General features: G+C 67.0%; 12 protein-coding genes and 1 pseudogene. 5 read left to right on the top strand and 8 right to left on the bottom strand.

Annotation, left to right across the window (positions count from 1 at the left end):
* Nucleotides 1–1,038: pseudogene (locus VHB27_RS07685) on the top strand (hypothetical protein); the annotation flags it as partial.
* Nucleotides 1,038–4,043 (top strand): CHAT domain-containing protein, encoded by a 3,006-nt coding sequence (locus VHB27_RS07680; protein ID WP_325598896.1) that lies wholly within the window; start codon nucleotides 1,038–1,040, stop codon nucleotides 4,041–4,043. The pseudogene VHB27_RS07685 and the gene VHB27_RS07680, both read left to right, overlap by 1 nt.
* Before the next feature lie 11 nt (nucleotides 4,044–4,054).
* On the opposite strand, the gene VHB27_RS07675 is transcribed toward VHB27_RS07680, so the two are convergent.
* Nucleotides 4,055–5,086: an Ldh family oxidoreductase gene (locus VHB27_RS07675; RefSeq protein ID WP_325598894.1), complete on the bottom strand. Its 1,032-nt coding sequence runs from the start codon at nucleotides 5,084–5,086 to the stop codon at nucleotides 4,055–4,057.
* Nucleotides 5,087–5,213: 127 nt separating this feature from the next.
* Here VHB27_RS07675 and VHB27_RS07670 point away from each other — a divergent pair, with 127 nt between their 5' ends.
* Nucleotides 5,214–6,434, top strand: a complete 1,221-nt coding sequence (locus tag VHB27_RS07670) for an ABC transporter substrate-binding protein (RefSeq protein ID WP_325598892.1) — start codon at nucleotides 5,214–5,216, stop codon at nucleotides 6,432–6,434.
* Here VHB27_RS07670 and VHB27_RS07665 read toward each other — a convergent pair.
* Nucleotides 6,424–7,410 (bottom strand): sensor histidine kinase, encoded by a 987-nt coding sequence (locus tag VHB27_RS07665; RefSeq protein WP_325598890.1) that lies wholly within the window; start codon nucleotides 7,408–7,410, stop codon nucleotides 6,424–6,426. The genes VHB27_RS07670 and VHB27_RS07665 overlap by 11 nt on opposite strands.
* 187 nt (nucleotides 7,411–7,597) lie before the next feature.
* Here VHB27_RS07665 and VHB27_RS07660 point away from each other — a divergent pair, with 187 nt between their 5' ends.
* Together VHB27_RS07660 and VHB27_RS07655 are read left to right on the top strand one after the other, a co-directional pair.
* Entirely contained in the window at nucleotides 7,598–8,950 is a 1,353-nt protein-coding gene (locus tag VHB27_RS07660) for an MFS transporter (RefSeq protein WP_325598888.1), read from the top strand.
* A gap of 386 nt (nucleotides 8,951–9,336) precedes the next feature.
* Nucleotides 9,337–9,525: a hypothetical protein gene (locus VHB27_RS07655; RefSeq protein WP_325598886.1), complete on the top strand. Its 189-nt coding sequence runs from the start codon at nucleotides 9,337–9,339 to the stop codon at nucleotides 9,523–9,525.
* Nucleotides 9,526–9,536: 11 nt separating this feature from the next.
* Here VHB27_RS07655 and VHB27_RS07650 read toward each other — a convergent pair whose 3' ends face one another.
* From VHB27_RS07650 to VHB27_RS07625, 6 genes are all read right to left on the bottom strand, one after another.
* Nucleotides 9,537–10,331: an NUDIX hydrolase gene (locus VHB27_RS07650; protein ID WP_325598884.1), complete on the bottom strand. Its 795-nt coding sequence runs from the start codon at nucleotides 10,329–10,331 to the stop codon at nucleotides 9,537–9,539.
* 87 nt (nucleotides 10,332–10,418) lie between these two features.
* Nucleotides 10,419–11,282 (bottom strand): DUF72 domain-containing protein, encoded by an 864-nt coding sequence (locus tag VHB27_RS07645; RefSeq protein WP_325598882.1) that lies wholly within the window; start codon nucleotides 11,280–11,282, stop codon nucleotides 10,419–10,421.
* An 84-nt stretch (nucleotides 11,283–11,366) separates the two neighbouring features.
* On the bottom strand, nucleotides 11,367–12,647 hold the full coding sequence (locus tag VHB27_RS07640; RefSeq protein ID WP_325598880.1) for an MFS transporter: 1,281 nt from the start codon (nucleotides 12,645–12,647) through the stop codon (nucleotides 11,367–11,369).
* A gap of 223 nt (nucleotides 12,648–12,870) precedes the next feature.
* A complete protein-coding gene (locus tag VHB27_RS07635) occupies nucleotides 12,871–13,824 on the bottom strand; it encodes a CobW family GTP-binding protein (protein WP_325598878.1) in 954 nt (317 codons plus the stop codon).
* Nucleotides 13,825–13,828: 4 nt separating this feature from the next.
* Nucleotides 13,829–14,932, bottom strand: coding sequence for an ABC transporter ATP-binding protein (locus tag VHB27_RS07630; protein WP_325598876.1), 1,104 nt, complete (start codon nucleotides 14,930–14,932; stop codon nucleotides 13,829–13,831).
* Nucleotides 14,933–14,996: 64 nt separating this feature from the next.
* On the bottom strand, nucleotides 14,997–15,834 hold an 838-nt coding region (locus tag VHB27_RS07625), incomplete at its 5' end, for a carbohydrate ABC transporter permease (RefSeq protein WP_325598874.1).

Here is a 15,834-nt window from a genome sequence, read left to right as displayed (position 1 = left end):
AGCCCGAGCGTGTCGCTGGCATCCGGCGGCAATATCGCCGAATCCGGGAACGGGATCATCGTCGCCGATCAGCTTACATTGGCGGCGACCGGATTGATCGATCTCGGTGGCAACAATCAGGTCTCGGAACTTCTGTCCTCGACCGCCGGCGGGGCGTTCGGCTTCAACGACGTGATGCCGAACCTGATGGTGCCGGTCGGGAACACCGTCCAGGCAGGCGGCGAACTGGCCCTGGTGAACAGCCAGGACCTGACGATCGACGGCACCGCGACCGGCACGGCCACCGTGCTGCGATCGAACGACGGCACACTGACGGTGAACGGACACTCCGCGATCGCCCGCACCGGCGCCTTGATCCTGTCCGGGCCGATCGTGATCACCGACGGGTTGATCTCGGCGGCGTCCGCCATTCTGGTCGACGCCAACAGCGCGACGCTGGGCGGGGAGGCGCAGGGCCTCGTGCTGGACGTCGTCGCCCCCACCATCGCCTTCAATGCGTTGGATGCGCACACGATGCAGGTGCTGCTGTTCTTCAGCGACACCGGTACCGCGACGGGCTCGCTCGCCGCCGCCGGGTTGCAGGTCCTGGGCGGCACCAACGCGGTCCTGACCGGCAGCATCGCCGGGATCGGCACCGATGCGGCGGCAGCGATCGGGGTGCGGGCGACCGCGCAGGGCACGCCGCTGGGCGATCCGCCGCCCAACGCCAACAACTTCACCTTCAATGGCTGTCCGATCGGCGTCGCCGTCTGCCATCCGGTGACGCCACCGCCTGCGCCACCGGCACCGCCTTCGCCGCCGCCGGCACCGCCGCCGTTGGTCAACCTCGTCACCACCGTCCTGCCGCCGATCGGCGTCGCCAACTCACCCAGCACATTGCTGCGGGAGAATGACCCCCGCCGGTTCGATCGGACGCTGACGCCGAACGTCCTGACGACGCCCACCCCGCCGACGATCGGCCTGTCCACCCGTCCGACGCGCGATCCGGCGGAAAACCTCGAGCTGGCGCCTCCGAACGTCCGGTCGGAGGATTTCTGATGCGCGTTTTCCTTCCCATCCCCTCAGGACGAGGCAGGGCGAACTGCCGCACGCTTCGCGCTGCCACCCTGCCTGTCGTGGCCTCCCTTGTCGCGCTGGTTGCGGCCTGCACCGCGCCGCCTCCCAGCGCCTATGTGCCCTCCGCGTCCGCGCAGGGCGGCGTGGCCGTCGGCAAGAGTGCGTCCGGCGAGGCGTGCCGCCTGGTCACCAGCGGTGGCGGCGGGGATGTCTGGTGCGGTGAGTGGCAATCGCCCAGCGCACGGGTCCGTTCGGCCGCGGGCGCGAACCTTGCCGCCGCGACATCCGATGCGCGGACCGGCCTCGACGCACGGCTGGAGTGCGAGGCACCGCATCCGACCACCATCCTGGGGTCGCACCCGGCGATGCTGATGCAGTGCCGCCAGCGCAACGGCGGCTGGCCCGCCTTCCTGCTGACCGCGAACGCCGGGGGCAAGGACTGGCAGGTGGACGGCGTGCTGCCCGCCCTGCCGGCGGCCATCCAGGCGGTCGGCGTGGTGTCCGGCGTGGTTGGCGCCAACCAGGCGCCACCAACATCCGAGGCGATCGACATGGTCGCCCGTCAGCTCACGCAGCACGCCTACACGACCAATGACCTCTCCCAGTACGACGCGCTGATGAATGCCGCGCGCGACGCGAACCAGGCCGAGCGGTTCACGACCGCGGAGTCGGCGTATCGCGCGGCGCTGGCGCTGCAGGAACGTGTGCAGGGCGCGGGGTCGCCGGATACCGCGCTGCCGCTGATGCTGCTGGCCCTGCAACTGTCCAACCAGGGCCGCAACACTGAAGCGGCTGCGTTGTTCGATCGCGCCCAGCGGCTGGTCCCGCGCGCCGCCGATCCGCTGCTGCCGGCACAACTCATGCTGTATCGCGGCCTCGCCGAAGCCAACCAGAGGCACACCGACGCCGCGCTGGCCGATTTCTCTCGGGCCGAGGCGCAATACGCACCGTTCCTGCCCGCCGGCGTGCGAGGCGGAGGGACGGCCTCGGTCGACCAGGGATCGATGCTCGCGCCGCTGCTGGTCACCCGTGACGTGTTGCCTGACCCGACCTCGCAGCGCGCGGTGGTCGGGGTGATCGAAGCGCGGCGCAACGCTGCCGCCGCCCTGCGGGCCGCCGGACGGACGGCAGAGGCACAGGCGGAACTCGCCAAGGCCTCGCAGCTTGCGGCCTCGGTGCCGGGCCTGACGGGTGCGGACCTGATCGAGGCGCGGCTGGACCGTACCGGTGGCGCGGTGGCCGCCAGCGCCGGGGCCACCGGCGTCGCCGATAGCCGTTTCGCCGCCTCGGCCGAACGCTTCGCCCGTGGCGTGCCGGAATCACGGCCCTATGCCGAGACCTTGCTGCTGCGCGCCGGTGCGCTGGGACCGAAGGACGCCGAGGCGCTGCGGCTGTGCCGTAAGGCGATCGGCATCCTGTCGCATCTACGGGAGGGGACGAGCCCAGGCCTGATCGCTCCCTGCGTCGATGCTTTCGTTGCCGACCCGCAGGACCAGGCCCGCCTCGCCGAGGGGTTCGAGGCCGCCCAGCTCGCCCAGGGCGCGGCCACCACCACGCAGATCGCCCGCGCCGCCGCCCGCCTTGCGGAGGGCGCGCGGGATCCGAAAGTCGGCGCGGCCATCCAGCATCGGGACGAGGCCCTGGCGTCCTTGTCGGCGCTCTACCGCGAACGCGACGCGGCCCTGGCGCAGGCCCCGGCGGGCCAGCAGGTAGACCTTTCAGCCTATGACAAGCGCATCGCCGCGGCGGAGGCCGGGGTCGACGATGCCGACCGAACGGTGCAGGCGGCCGCACCGGGGTTCGCCCAACTGGTGCAGTCGGTCACGTCGGCAAAGGACGTGTCCTCGGTCCTGGCGCCCGGCGAGGCCCTGCTGCTGACGACGCTGCCGCCGAACGGGCACGGCTGGAACTTCCTGCTGCGCGACGGGCGCATCGCGGTGGCGCCGGTCGGCGCGACGACCAGCGACATCGGCAAAATGGTGAGAGCGGTCCGCGCCAGCGTCGACGACGGCGCCGGGGAGAAGCCGTTCGCCGCCGGTGCGGCCTACCAGCTCGATCAGGCGGTGCTGGGCGGATTCCGCCTGGACGGGGTGAAGGGCCTGCTGGTTGTGCCGGCCGGGCCGCTGCTGGAAATCCCGTACGGCATCCTGGTCACCGCACCGCCCCGTGCGCCCACCGGATTGGCGGGGAATGCCTATCTGATCGAGCAGTTCCCGATCACCCACCTGCCGGCCGCCGCCAGCCTGGTGGCGCTGCGGCACGCGGGGGAGTCGAAGGCGCCTCGGCCCTGGATCGGGTTCGGCGTGCCGCGGCCCATGCCGGTCGCCTATGCGATGCGCAGTTTCCCCGCCGATCCGCAATGCGGCCGGCAGCTCGCGGCCTTGCCGGCCTTGCCGGGGGCGGCGCTGGAGCTATCCCTGGCGGCGCGGATCGAGGGGGCTGGCACGGCCCAGCCGGTCACCGGCCAGGCGTTCACCGCCAATGCGCTGACGCATGCCGACCTGCATGACTACCGCGTGCTGCACCTGGCGACGCATGGCGTACTGCCGTCGGACCTGGCGTGCCTGCAGGACCCGGTGATCATCGCCTCAGCGGCGCCGAACGGACCCGATGCATCGCAGGGGCTGATCTCCGCCGGCACGGTGCTGGGGCTGAACCTGGATGCGAACCTCGTGCTGCTGTCGGCCTGCAACTCGGGCGGCGGCGTGACGGCAGGGGAGAGCCTGTCGACCCTGGCGCGGGCGTTCTTCTTTGCCGGGGCCCGCGGGCTGCTGCTGACGCACTGGTATATCAACGACATCGCCGCGGCGCGGATCGGCGCCTCCATGCTGCTCAATATGCGGCACGGGGAGAGCAGCGCAGAAGCGTTGCGCCAGGCCCAACTGGACTTGCTGCACGTGCCGGAGGGCGCACACCCGTCGTTGTGGGGGCCGTTCGCGCTGGTCGGTCCAGGGGCTAAAGGTGGGGCGCAAGGCGCCGGGTCGTAGGGGGACTGGCTCTACCCTCCGTGATCCAGGTGTCCCTCCGACAGCCGGCGCAGCGCGTTGAAGATCTTCCGGTCGATCTCGATCCCCTCCTGCGTCAGCCGTGCGCGGGTCTTATAGGCCCGTTCGCCCGGGATGCGGATCTCCGCCACCCCGTCCTGTCGCGGGGTGGCCTTGATCGTCTCGATCCTCCGGCTGACTTCCCGCCGGTATTCCTCTCCCGTCAGGAACAGGTCCGGCTTGAACGCGATGAACAGGTACCCGCTGACCTGGCCTGCGGCATGGACCCCTGAACTCAGCGCCCCCAGCGCGCTCATGGCCAAAGCGAGGCCGAAGCCCTTGTAGCCGCCTTCCGGTCCGCCGAACGGCAGCAGCGTCCCTTGCTGTGCCGTCCGTGCGTCCGTCGTCGGCTGGCCGTCGGGGCCGAGCGCGACGCCTTCCGGGATGGGGGTGCCGAGGCGGGCGCGGAACTGGAGGTCGGTCGCCATGAACGCCGAGGTCCCCATATCGATGACGAGGGGATCGCTCTCGGTCGGGAACCCGAACGCGATCGGGTTCGTACCCAGGGCAGGCCTGGCGCCGCCGAACGGCGCGACCGCAGGCGGCGAGGCGACGGTGTGGATGCCGACCAGGCCGGCGCGGGCGATCATTTCGCAGTAATAGGCGCTGCGTCCGGTCATCCAAGTATTGCCCAGGCTGACGATCGCCAGCCCGTTCGCCTGGGCGCGGGCGATCGTTGCCTCGGTCGCACGATAGGCCGCGACCATTCCGGTCGTGTTGCCGCCGTCGAGCAGCGCGGCCGGCCCGGATTCCGTTACCACCGATACAGGCTTGCGCGGCAGCTTGAAGTCCGCGGCATCGACCACGTTCAGCAGCTTCGGCAGGCCGGAATATTCATAGCCGCACAGGGCCGCGTCCAGGACGTGGTCGGTCAGGATCCATGCATCCTCCCGGTCATAGCCTGCGCCGCGCATCGCGGCTTCACCCAGCGCGCGGGCGTCGGTGACGGACATGTGCATGCGGTGGTTGTCGGTGCGGCCGGTCATCCTGGCGTCCTCGGTTTGATCTGTGTCCGCAGGATGACGGGTGACGTGCGGCTGCGCAAACGGCCGCGGCTGGCCGCATCGTCGCGCGTACGTTAAGATTGCCGAAAACGAACAAGGAAACGCGACCATGCTGCCACGCCGTCGCCTGATCGCCAGTGCCGCTGCCGCGACCCTGCCGCTTCGCGCCCATGCGCAATCCAGTTCGCGCCCGAAGATCCGCATCGGATCGCTGGCGGACGAATCAGGCCCGTACCGCGACAACACCGGCCCCACCGGCGTTGCCTGTGCGCGCCAGGCGGTGCAGGAATTCGCCGCCGCCCATAACCTGAATGTCGAGGTGCTCGTCGCCGACGTGCAGAACAAGCCCGACCTGACGGCGTCGATCTGCAAGCAATGGTTCGACGAGGAAGGCGTCGACATGGTCTTCGACGGCGCCGCGTCGTCCTGCGCGCTGGTGATCAACCAGATCGCACGCGAGAAGAACAAGGTCTTCCTCAATACCGTATCCGCAACGACCGAGCTGACCGGGCTGCAATGCACGCCGAACACCGTGCACTGGACGTACGATACTTACATGCTGGCGAAATCGACCGGCGGCGCAATGGTCAAGGCCGGTGGCGACAGTTGGTACTTCATCAGCGCCAACTACGTCTTCGGCCAGCAGTTGCAGAAGGACACATCCAGCTTCGTGACGGCCGCCGGTGGAAAGGTCGTCGGGTCGAAATCCTATCCGTTCCCGGAAACCACCGACTTCTCCTCCATGATGCTGGCGGCGAAGGCATCGGGCGCCAAGGTGCTGGGGCTTTGCAATTCCGGAACCGATACGATCAACTGCATCAAGCAGGCGCACGAGTTCGGGCTGACAAAGACGATGAAGCTGGCGGGCCTGTTGATGTATTCGACCGACGTGCATGCCCTGGGCTTGCGCATGGCGTCAGGGCTGCTGCTGAGCGAATCCTATTATTGGGACCTCAATGATCGCACGCGGGCGTTCCAGGCGCGGATTCAGCCGAAAGTGAAACTATGGCCCAACATGGGGCAGGCCGGCGACTACGCCGCGACGCTGCACTATCTGAAGGCCGTCGCCGATCTCGGCCCCGCCATCGCCAAAAAAGACGGTGCTGCCACCGTCGCTCGGATGAAGGCCATGCCGACCGATGACGATTGTTTCGGTGTCGGCCGAATCCGCGAGGATGGCCGGAAGATCCATCCGTGCTACCTGTTGCAGGCGAAAGAACCGGCGGAGAGCCGGCACGAATGGGACCTGCTGAAAGTCGTTGCCGTGACACCGGCCGAAGAAGCGTTCCGACCGATGAACGAAGGCGGCTGCCCGCTGGTCAAGGCATAGCGGCCAAGGCCTGGCCGGCGGTTTCCAGCGGAAAGGAAATGACGAACTCGGTCCCCCGTCCGGGGGTCAGGCTCACGCTCGCCCCCAGGCTGGCCGCCAGCCGCCGGATCAGCTTCTGCCCTAGCTTGCGGCCGTCCTGTGCCTCCGGCGCCGCCATGCCGGGACCGTCGTCGCGGATCACCAGAAGCCCGCGATCGGGCCGCGGCGCCTTCAGCGACACCAGGAACATCGAGCCCAACCCGGCTTCGAAGACATGCTTCTGCGCATTATGGGCGCATTCGATGATGATCATCGTCAGCGTGCTCATCTGGTCGAGCGTCAGCGCCGGCTGTTCGATATCGAAGACGAGTTTCACTTGTTTCGGATCGATGACGCTGGCGACGGCGTCACGCAGGACCGAACGCAGTGCGGTCCGGACCGTGGCCGGATCGTTCAGCCGCCGATGCACATCGGCCGCGACGGCGACGCGCCGCGACGCCTCATCCAGCGTCTCCGCGGCACGGGAGGGGGAGGCTTCGACATGGCGCTTCGCCAGTTCGATGCTGCCGGCGGCGCTTTGCAACGTATTCGCCACCCGGTGCTGCAACTCCGCGAACAGCACGCGTTGCTGTTCGTTTGCCGTCTGAAGCTGCCGAGCAAGGTTTTTCAGGGTGGCAATGATGAGGATGTTGAGGGCGCCGACGATCGCCCAGGTGATCGGCAGCAGATAAAGTCCCGGCGGCAGGAACAGGCAGATGCCAAGTCCGATTGACAGGACCAGCAGGACCGCAGCCTCCCGCCAGCCGAGGACCGTGGCCACGACGATGATCGCCGGATAGAAGGACAGCGCGGGATTGGCCCCGTGCAGCGGGCCCAGCGCCGTGCGAGCCAAGGCGGCGGCGGCAAAGATCAGCCCGGTCAGCAGCCAACGCAGGGGTGCTGGCTGCTCCGACCGCCAGGCAATGATCTTGATCATGCGGTCGGACAGGCTGGTCATGACACGATGATACTTGGAGCGCCCACCGAGGTCATCCCGGTGAATGCGCGAATTTTCATTCATGATTTCGCGCTTCACGTTTCTTTAGCGCCAGGGTTGCACCTATGACGATTATCACGCAACCTGATGCAGCCGCGACAAATACAAGGGACCGAGAACGTCCCGATCGTTACAGGGAGATACGACCATGCAAGGGATGCCGTCACCCGCGGTGCTGGCTCATGAGGTGACCGATATCGAACGCGAGACGATCCGGCGCGTATCCCGCCGGCTGCTGCCGATGCTGATCGTCTGCTACTTCGTTGCCTATCTCGACCGGGTCAATGTGGGCTTCGCCTCGCTGACGATGAACAAGGCGCTGGGTTTTTCGTCCGCCGTCTACGGGTTTGGCGGCGGCATCTTCTTTCTGGGCTATTTCCTCTTCGAGGTCCCCAGCAACATCCTGCTCAGCAAGGTCGGCGCCCGGCGCTGGATCGCTCGGATCCTGGTTACCTGGGGCATCATCTCGGCCTGCACGGCGCTGATCACCGGGCCGGTGTCCTTCTACAGCGTCCGGTTCCTGCTGGGCCTGGCCGAGGCCGGGTTCTTTCCGGGCATCATCCTGTACCTGACCTGGTGGTTCCCGTCCTACTACCGCTCCCGCATCGTGGGCGTGTTCATGGCGGCGATCCCGCTGTCGAACATCCTGGGTTCGCTGGTGTCCGGCGAGCTGCTGAACCTGGATGGCTGGATGGGCCTGGCCGGCTGGCAGTGGCTGTTCGTCCTGGAAGCCGTGCCCGCCGTGGTCTTGGGGATCGCCTTCTGGCTGACCATGACCGATTGGCCGTCGGAGGCACACTGGCTGTCGGCGGAGCAGCGGGCCTGGCTGACCGAGCGCCTGGACGCCGAACGTGCCCAGCGGGAGGCGATCCGGCATTTCGGCCTGCGGGAGGCGCTGTTCGACCGGCGCGTCCTGCTGCTGAGCCTGGTGTATTTCGGCGGCACGTTCTCGGGCTACGGCATCGTGCTGTTCCAGCCGCAGATCGTGCACCGCCTGGCTGCCGGGTTCGGCATGACCGGCGTGATCAACGCGATCCCCTATGTGTTCGCCGCACTGGCGATGATCTGGTGGGGCCGCCACTCGGACCACAGCGGCGAGCGTCCCCGCCATGTCGCCGCCGCCTATACCGTCAGCGCGGCAGGGCTGATCGCGACGGCGATGATGACCGATCCGGTGATGACCATGGTGATGCTGGTGGTTGCGGCGATGGGACAGTCGTCGACGGGACCGACTTTCTGGTCGCTGCCGACCGCGATGCTGTCCGGCACCGCCGCGGCGGGCGGGATCGCGCTGATCAACGCCCTGGGAAACCTGGGCGGGTTCTTCGGCCCCTATCTGTTCGGGCTGGTCCGCGACGCCACGGGAGGCAGCTTCACCTATGGCCTGATGATTCTCGCCCTGGGACCGATCGTATCCGCGACCGTCGTCCTGATCCTGGGCCACGACACGCGGCTGGAGCATATCCCCAGGCGGGAGATGGCTGCGCGGCGCTGGCGTTGAACGACCTGGGGCAAGGGCTGGGAAGAAGAAACCACGGACCGTGGCATCCGGTGAAGCCGTCGACCCGGCTCTCTGACCTTTCCATCGCCTAACCGGCGGTAAAAGATAACGCCGCGGCCCGTCACGGCGACGATATAATCGTGCGTCGTTAGGCTTGTCGATAAATCGCGAAATGGACCTGGATCGGCGAGCGATCAACACCTAGCCATTCGAACCGATCTCAACCCCCAGATACTGAGGTTTTCCCTGATCCTACTCTTCGGCGAACTGCCTGAGATTCAGGCAGCCATAGATTGACAAAGCGCCACATTTGCAGGATGTGTGCAGCCGGTCGCCGCATGTCTCGCTGCATGAAGACGGCGAGATGGCGACAAGGAGGGAGAACCATGAAAGACGTCTGGGAACCAGTGCCCGGCACGCGCTTTTACACCCGCAATGGTCTCGGCCTGTATGAGCGCCTGACTGATCATCTCTTCCTGCGCGTGGACGACGTTGACGAAAATGATGTCCGCGAAATGGGCGACCGCTTCGCGGAAGCGTTCGAGACCCGCGCCCCGGTTCGCCTGGTCGCCTGAGACCGGCGTCGTTACGACGCCGGCGGAAAATCGACGATGAATTCGCTGCCCCCGTAATCGGCTTCGGCCGGTATCCGCAGCAGGCGCTTCGTGCCTTCCAGCCGTATCGGTTGCGGCTCGACCGTCACGACGCGGGCTGAGCGCGCTGCGTCGATCGCTGCGGCGGCGGTCGGGAAACGGGCCAGTTTCTCCAAGTTTTTGGCGGTGGCGAAAACCAGCTTGTAGCGCCCGGCTTCGGTCCCGGCGAGCGCATCGGCCGGGCGGATCCAGATCGACTCAACCGCCTCATACCCATCATGCACTGCCAGATGCGCGGCCGGCGCCTGCGCCAGGAAGAACTGCGTATCGTAGCGCTTGGGCTGGTTGGCCGGCGTGATCCAGTGGGCGAAATGGACCAGGTGGTCCAGGGCCGGCTCCAGGTCCTCGGCCGCCAGGACCGCGTCGAAGTCGATGGTCCCGGCGTTCAGCTTGGTACGGAAACGGTCGTCCAGACGCTTCAGGATGTCCGTGTCGATGATGGCGTTCGCGCCACGTGGCCGCGCAAGCAGGACGCCGCATTCCTCGAACGTCTCACGGATGGCGGCAATGCGGAAAGACGGCAGATGCGTGCCGTCGGGGGCGACATTCACCGCCAGGGCATGATCGGCGTCCTCTACCCGGCCGCCGGGAAACACCAGGGCGCCGGCCGCGAAGTCGATCTGGTGGTGGCGGACCACCATGAAGACCTCCAGGCCTTCCGTGCCGTCGCGCAGCAGCAGGATCGTCGCGGCCGGACGAGGGATGGCGGGGGGTTTGGCGTCGTTCATGCGAGGGTCCGGGTTGCCTTGGGTCGTGTCTTTGCTCCGGCCGATAGAGCACGCTTCCCGACCCTTGGCCAGCCTGACGCACACCCCTCACGCCCGCAGGCGGCGGATCAGTTCCTGAGCGTTGGCCGGCGCTCGGACACGGCGGTCGTTGTCGAAAAAGATGAAGACGTCCCGCCGCTTCCGACGCGCCGGGGCGCCGATGCGAGCGGCGTCGGCAGGCTCCTCGCCATTGGCCCAGGTCTTCGCCCATTGCGCCCAGAGGCTCAGCGCGGCTTCGTCATAGTCGCTCTCATAGGTCTTGGTCGCGCCGTGGAGACGGCAGTAGACGAAGTCGGCGGTGACATCCATCAGGCGCGGCCACGCGGCGGAATCCGCGCAGACCAGGGCGGCGTTGTGATCGCGCAGCAGATCGACGAAGGCGGGGACGCGAAAGCTGTCGTGCCGCACCTCGAACGCGTAGCGCAGCTTGCGATTGCGGTCGATCGCCGTCCAGGCCTTGGGAACGTGCCGGTCATGACCGATGGCAAGCCGAGCGGCCTCGGCCGTGTCGCGGGGGAGGAGGTCGAGGAAAGAGGCGAAGCGCTGCGGGTCGAACCGCATGTTCTGAGGGAACTGCCAGAGGATCGGACCGAGATGCGGGCCCAGGGCGAGGGGGCCGGATGCCATGAAGTTGGCCAGCGCCGTGCGAACGTTCTTCAGCCGCAGGATATGGGTGATGTAGCGCGGGCCCTTGAGGGCGAAGACGAAGTCGGCGCCGACCTGCGCCCGCCAGGCCTGGTAGCTGTCGGGGGTCTGCAGGGCATAGAACGTGCCGTTGATTTCGATCGCCGGGAAATGGTCGGCGGCGAAGTGCAGTTCATGATGATGCGCGAGGCCGCGCGGGTAGAAGACCCCGCGCCACGGTGCATAGGTCCAGCCGGAAATGCCGACGCGGATGAGGCCGTGCTTCATCGGAGCGCCGGCGCTTGGTGGCGAATAAGCATGTTACAAGCTGGGGTATTCGTCCCCCGTTTCGCAACTGGTGCGCGTGCGATGTTACTCTGCCGCCGGGACCAGGGCGCTCCGGGGCGAGACGCGCAGCACCAGCATCGAGGCCATCAGGCAGGCGAGGCCGCTGGCCAGGAAGGCGAGCAGATAGCTGCCGGACAGGCTGCGTACCGCGCCCGCACCCAGGGCGGCGGCCGATCCGCCGATCTGATGCGCCGCGAAGATCCAGGCCACGATCACCGGTGCGTCGCGGCGGCCGAACACCTCGTTCGTCAGCGCGAATGTGGCAGGGCCCGTCGCCACCCAGTCCAGGCCGTAGAAGATCGAGAACACGCCCAGGCTCAGGCCGCCGAAATCGCTGAACGGCATCAGCACCAGGGACAGGCCGCGCAGGCCATAGTACCAGAACAGCAGGACCCGCGGATTGAACCGGTCGCAGAGATAGCCCGACATGGTGGAACCGATCAGGCTGAAGATGCCGATGACCGCCAGGATGGAGGCACCCTGCATCTCCGGGATGCCATGGTCGGCGCAATAGGCGATCAGGTGGGTGTTGATCAGCCCGTTGGTGGAGAAGCCGCAGACCCCGAAGGTCAGGCACAGCAGCCAGAAATCCGGCGACTTCGACGCCTTGCCGAGGGCGATGAACGCGACGCCGAACGGGTTGTGGCCGCTGTGGACGGCATCCGGCACGATCTCGGTAGTGCCGAAGGCCGGCAGCCCGACGGCGGCGGGGGATTCAGGCAGCAGGATCGCCACCAGCGGGATCGCGATGGCGATCGCGGCGGTCACGCCCACCGCCACGCCCCGCCAGCCATAGGCTTCCGCCGCATAGGCCATCAGCGGCAGGAAGATGAGCTGTCCCGCGGCATTGGCCGAGGTCAGCAACCCGACCGCGAGGCCGGTGCGCTGGACGAACCAGCGATTGGCCACCGCGCCGGCGATGCCGACGGCGCCGGCACTGGACCCGATGCCGACCATGAGCCCCCAGGTCAGGAACATCTGCCAGGGCGCGGTCATGAAATAGGACAGTCCGGTGCCCGTCATCAGCAGCGTCAGGCAGCCCACCACCGTGCGCTTCAGGCCGATCACCTGGATCAGCCCGGTGATGAACGGACCCGTCGCGCCCATCAGGATGATGTTCAGCGACACCGCCCCGGAAATGGTCGAGACGTCCCAGCCGAAGGCACGCTGGAGCGGCACGATCATCACGCCCGGCGCCGCCCGTACCGCCACGCCCGCCAGCATGCCGCAGAACATCACCGCCAGGGCGATCCACGCATAGTGGAGCCGTCCGGAGCAGAGTTTGGCGATGCGCGCGGAAATCATGCGGAGAATCTTTCCAATGATCCGCCGAATTTAGAACGAAGTTCCTACCGACGGGTAGGGGTCTCCGCCGCCAAGCGTCCTGCCGAGGCCGTGATCCGGACCCAAATCCGGCCATTAGTACCGATATCGACCCGAATGGCTATTTGATTACAGTTTGTTAGGAAACCGACGGATCCGTAATTGCAGCGAACGCATGGCTGTTCCTCACCAGGCGGGGAAGGGATTATGCGGCCACGGCGTCCCGGACTTCCTCCTCGATCGCCGCGAGCAGGCGGGCCGGGAACCAGCGCGGGATGCCCTGGCCGATGAACACGATGCGGGTCGTCTGGTCCTCGCTGGGCCAGGCCGGCAGGAAATCGGGCGCGGCGACGACGTGGCGGACGCCGTGAATGACGGCGGGCTGGCCTGGCATTTCGGCTATCGCCACCAGGCCTTTCAGCCGCAGCAGCCGCCGGCCGCAATGTTCCGCCAGCGCCTGCAGCAGCAGGGTCAGGGCCAGCGCCGGCATCGGACGATCGAGCGTCAGCACGAAGCTTTCCAGGTCCGCATGTCCCGCCGGACCGGGCAGGTCCCGCAGCCGGGTCGCCAAACCGATGGGGGCGGGATCCCCGAACAAGTCGAGCTGGCCGGCGGCGGATTGGGGCGCCTGCGGGTTCAAGCCGGCCAGCCGGTCCAGCAGCATTCGCGACGCCGGGCACAAGTCGGTTTTGGAGATCAGCAACCGGTCCGCCAGCGCCACCTGCCGCCGCGCCTCCGGCCGTTCGTCCAAGGCAGCTTCGCCATGCACCGCGTCCACCAGGGTCACGACCAACGGCACGCGATGGGTGGCCGCAATTGCCGCATCCCCCAGCAGCGCCTGCATCAGCGGGGCCGGATCGGCGAGGCCCGATGTCTCGACCAGCACCCGGTCATAGACGAGTTCCCCGGCGTCGCGCCGAGCGGCAAGGTCCAGCATGGTACGGGCGAGGTCCGTCTGGACGGTGCAGCAGAGGCAACCGGTGGCGAGCGTCAGCACCGATTCATCGGCGCTGGCGATCAGGTCGTGGTCCAGGGGGATCGCCCCGAACTCATTGACGATGACCGCCGTGCGCCCGAACGCGGGGTCGCGCAGCGTGCGACCGATCAGCGTCGTCTTGCCGCTGCCCAGCGCCCCGGTGACGACCGTGACCGGGATCAATGTCTCAGACGACCTTGCCTGTCTCGGGCTCCATCAGGTGCATCTGGTTCATGTCCGCGGTCAGCGGCAGCATCTGGCCCGGTTCGCAATGGGTCGCAGGATCGACGCGGGCGCAGACCGGCGTGCCGTCGACGAAGAAGTGCACCATCGTCTCCATGCCCATCGGCTCGACGACGTCGACCGGCAGCTCTACCCGGCTCCAGCCCGGCTTGCCCTGGTCGTGGTATTCGAACAGGTGTTCGGGGCGCAGGCCCAACGTCATCTCGCGGTTTTTGTATTTCCCGTAACGATCGGCGCGCGAGGGCGGGACCGGCAGATGGAGGCCGTCGGCGACCCGGATCTCCAGCCCGCCGGCAGAGGCGTCCTGCACCCGGCAGTTCAGGAAGTTCATCGCCGGGGAGCCGATGAAGCCCGCGACGAAGCGGGTGGCCGGGTTGTGGTATAGTTCCTGCGGCGCACCGACCTGCTCGATCACGCCGCCGTTCATCACCACCACGCGGTCGGCCAGCGTCATCGCCTCCACCTGGTCGTGGGTGACGTAGACGGTGGTGGTGCGGACGGTCTGGTGGACCTTCTTGATCTCGGTGCGCATCTGCACGCGCAGCTTGGCATCGAGGTTCGACAGCGGTTCATCGAACAGGAACACCTTCGGGTTGCGCACGATCGCTCGGCCCATGGCGACGCGCTGGCGCTGGCCGCCGGACAGCGCCCGCGGCTTCCGCTCCAGAAGGGGAACGATATCGAGGATGCGTGCGGCTTCGTCGACCCGGCGCTTGATCTCATTCTTGGGGAATTTGCGCAGCTTCAGGCCGAAGGCCATGTTCTCGAACACCGACATATGCGGGTAGAGCGCATAGTTCTGGAACACCATCGCGATATCGCGGTCGCGGGGAGGGACGTCGTTGACGACCTCGCCGCCGATCCAGATTTCGCCGCCGGTGATCTCCTCCAGCCCCGCGATCATGCGCAGGGTCGTCGACTTGCCGCAGCCCGACGGGCCGACAAGGACGACGAATTCATGATCGGCGATGTCCAGGTCGATGCCTTTCACCGCTTGCACGCCGCCATCGTACTCCTTGATGACCTTGCGGCAGGACACTTCAGCCATGTGTTTTCTCTCTCCCTATCGGAATGGCCGGGGTGCCCCGGCCATCCACGCCGTGTCGTTTCGCTCAGCCCTTCGTCGCGCCTGCCGTCAGGCCGGCGACGTAGTAGTCCATCAGGAACGCATAGATGATGATCGGCGGCAGCGATGCCAGCAGGCACGCGGCCATGATCTTGCCCCACTGGAACACGTCGCCGCGGATCAGGTCGGAGATGATTCCCACCGTCAGCACCATCTGGTTTGACGTGTAGAGATACGCCAGTGGATACAGGAACGCACCCCATGACACGGTGAAGGCGAAGATCGTCGCCGCGATGATGCCGGGCATCGCCACGGGGATGAAGATCTTCCACAGCATCTGCAGGTATCCCGCGCCGTCGATCAGCGCGGCTTCATCCAGTTCCCTGGGAATGGAGCTGAAATAGCCGATCATGATCCAGGTGCAGAACGGCACCGCCAGCGTCGGATACAGGATGACCAGGCACCAGAAGTTGTTGATCAGCCCCAGTGCGCCGATGATCTTGAACAGCGGGATGAACAGCAGCGACGGCGGCACCAGGTAGGTCAGGAACACCCCGGTCGACAGGGTCTGGCTGCCCCAGAACCCCATCCGCGCCATGCTGAACGCCGCCAGGACCGAGATCACCATCGATATGACCACCGTCAGCAGGGTGACGATGACCGAGTTCAGGTAGTAGGTCTGGAAGTTCGGGTAGGTGATCAGGTACCAGAAATTCTCGAAGGTCGGGTGGTGCACGATCCACGGGCTGCCCTGCTGCGCCGAGATCTCCGCCGACGACTTCAGGCTGGTCATCAGCGTGTAGAACGGCGGCACCAGGAAGATGATCACGAAGATGCCCAGCGCAATGTAGCTGCCCCACAGTGCCCAGGCGCGCTGGCGGTGC

It is taken from the genome of Rhodopila sp. (assembly GCF_035548235.1).
GTDB lineage: Bacteria > Pseudomonadota > Alphaproteobacteria > Acetobacterales > Acetobacteraceae > Rhodopila.
The sequence above is the reverse complement of the archived record's forward strand: the minus strand, read 5'-3'. Positions and strand labels throughout refer to the sequence as shown.

Coding starts and splice junctions, on each gene's coding strand:
- VHB27_RS07670 (WP_325598892.1), top strand. CDS start 5,214: ATGCTGCCACGCCGTCGCCTGATCGCCAGTGCCGCTGCCGCGACCCTG.
- VHB27_RS07660 (WP_325598888.1), top strand. CDS start 7,598: ATGCAAGGGATGCCGTCACCCGCGGTGCTGGCTCATGAGGTGACCGAT.
- VHB27_RS07665 (WP_325598890.1), bottom strand. CDS start 7,410: ATGACCAGCCTGTCCGACCGCATGATCAAGATCATTGCCTGGCGGTCG.
- VHB27_RS07630 (WP_325598876.1), bottom strand. CDS start 14,932: ATGGCTGAAGTGTCCTGCCGCAAGGTCATCAAGGAGTACGATGGCGGC.
- VHB27_RS07675 (WP_325598894.1), bottom strand. CDS start 5,086: ATGACCGGCCGCACCGACAACCACCGCATGCACATGTCCGTCACCGAC.
- VHB27_RS07650 (WP_325598884.1), bottom strand. CDS start 10,331: ATGAACGACGCCAAACCCCCCGCCATCCCTCGTCCGGCCGCGACGATC.
- VHB27_RS07645 (WP_325598882.1), bottom strand. CDS start 11,282: ATGAAGCACGGCCTCATCCGCGTCGGCATTTCCGGCTGGACCTATGCA.
- VHB27_RS07655 (WP_325598886.1), top strand. CDS start 9,337: ATGAAAGACGTCTGGGAACCAGTGCCCGGCACGCGCTTTTACACCCGC.
- VHB27_RS07640 (WP_325598880.1), bottom strand. CDS start 12,647: ATGATTTCCGCGCGCATCGCCAAACTCTGCTCCGGACGGCTCCACTAT.
- VHB27_RS07680 (WP_325598896.1), top strand. CDS start 1,038: ATGCGCGTTTTCCTTCCCATCCCCTCAGGACGAGGCAGGGCGAACTGC.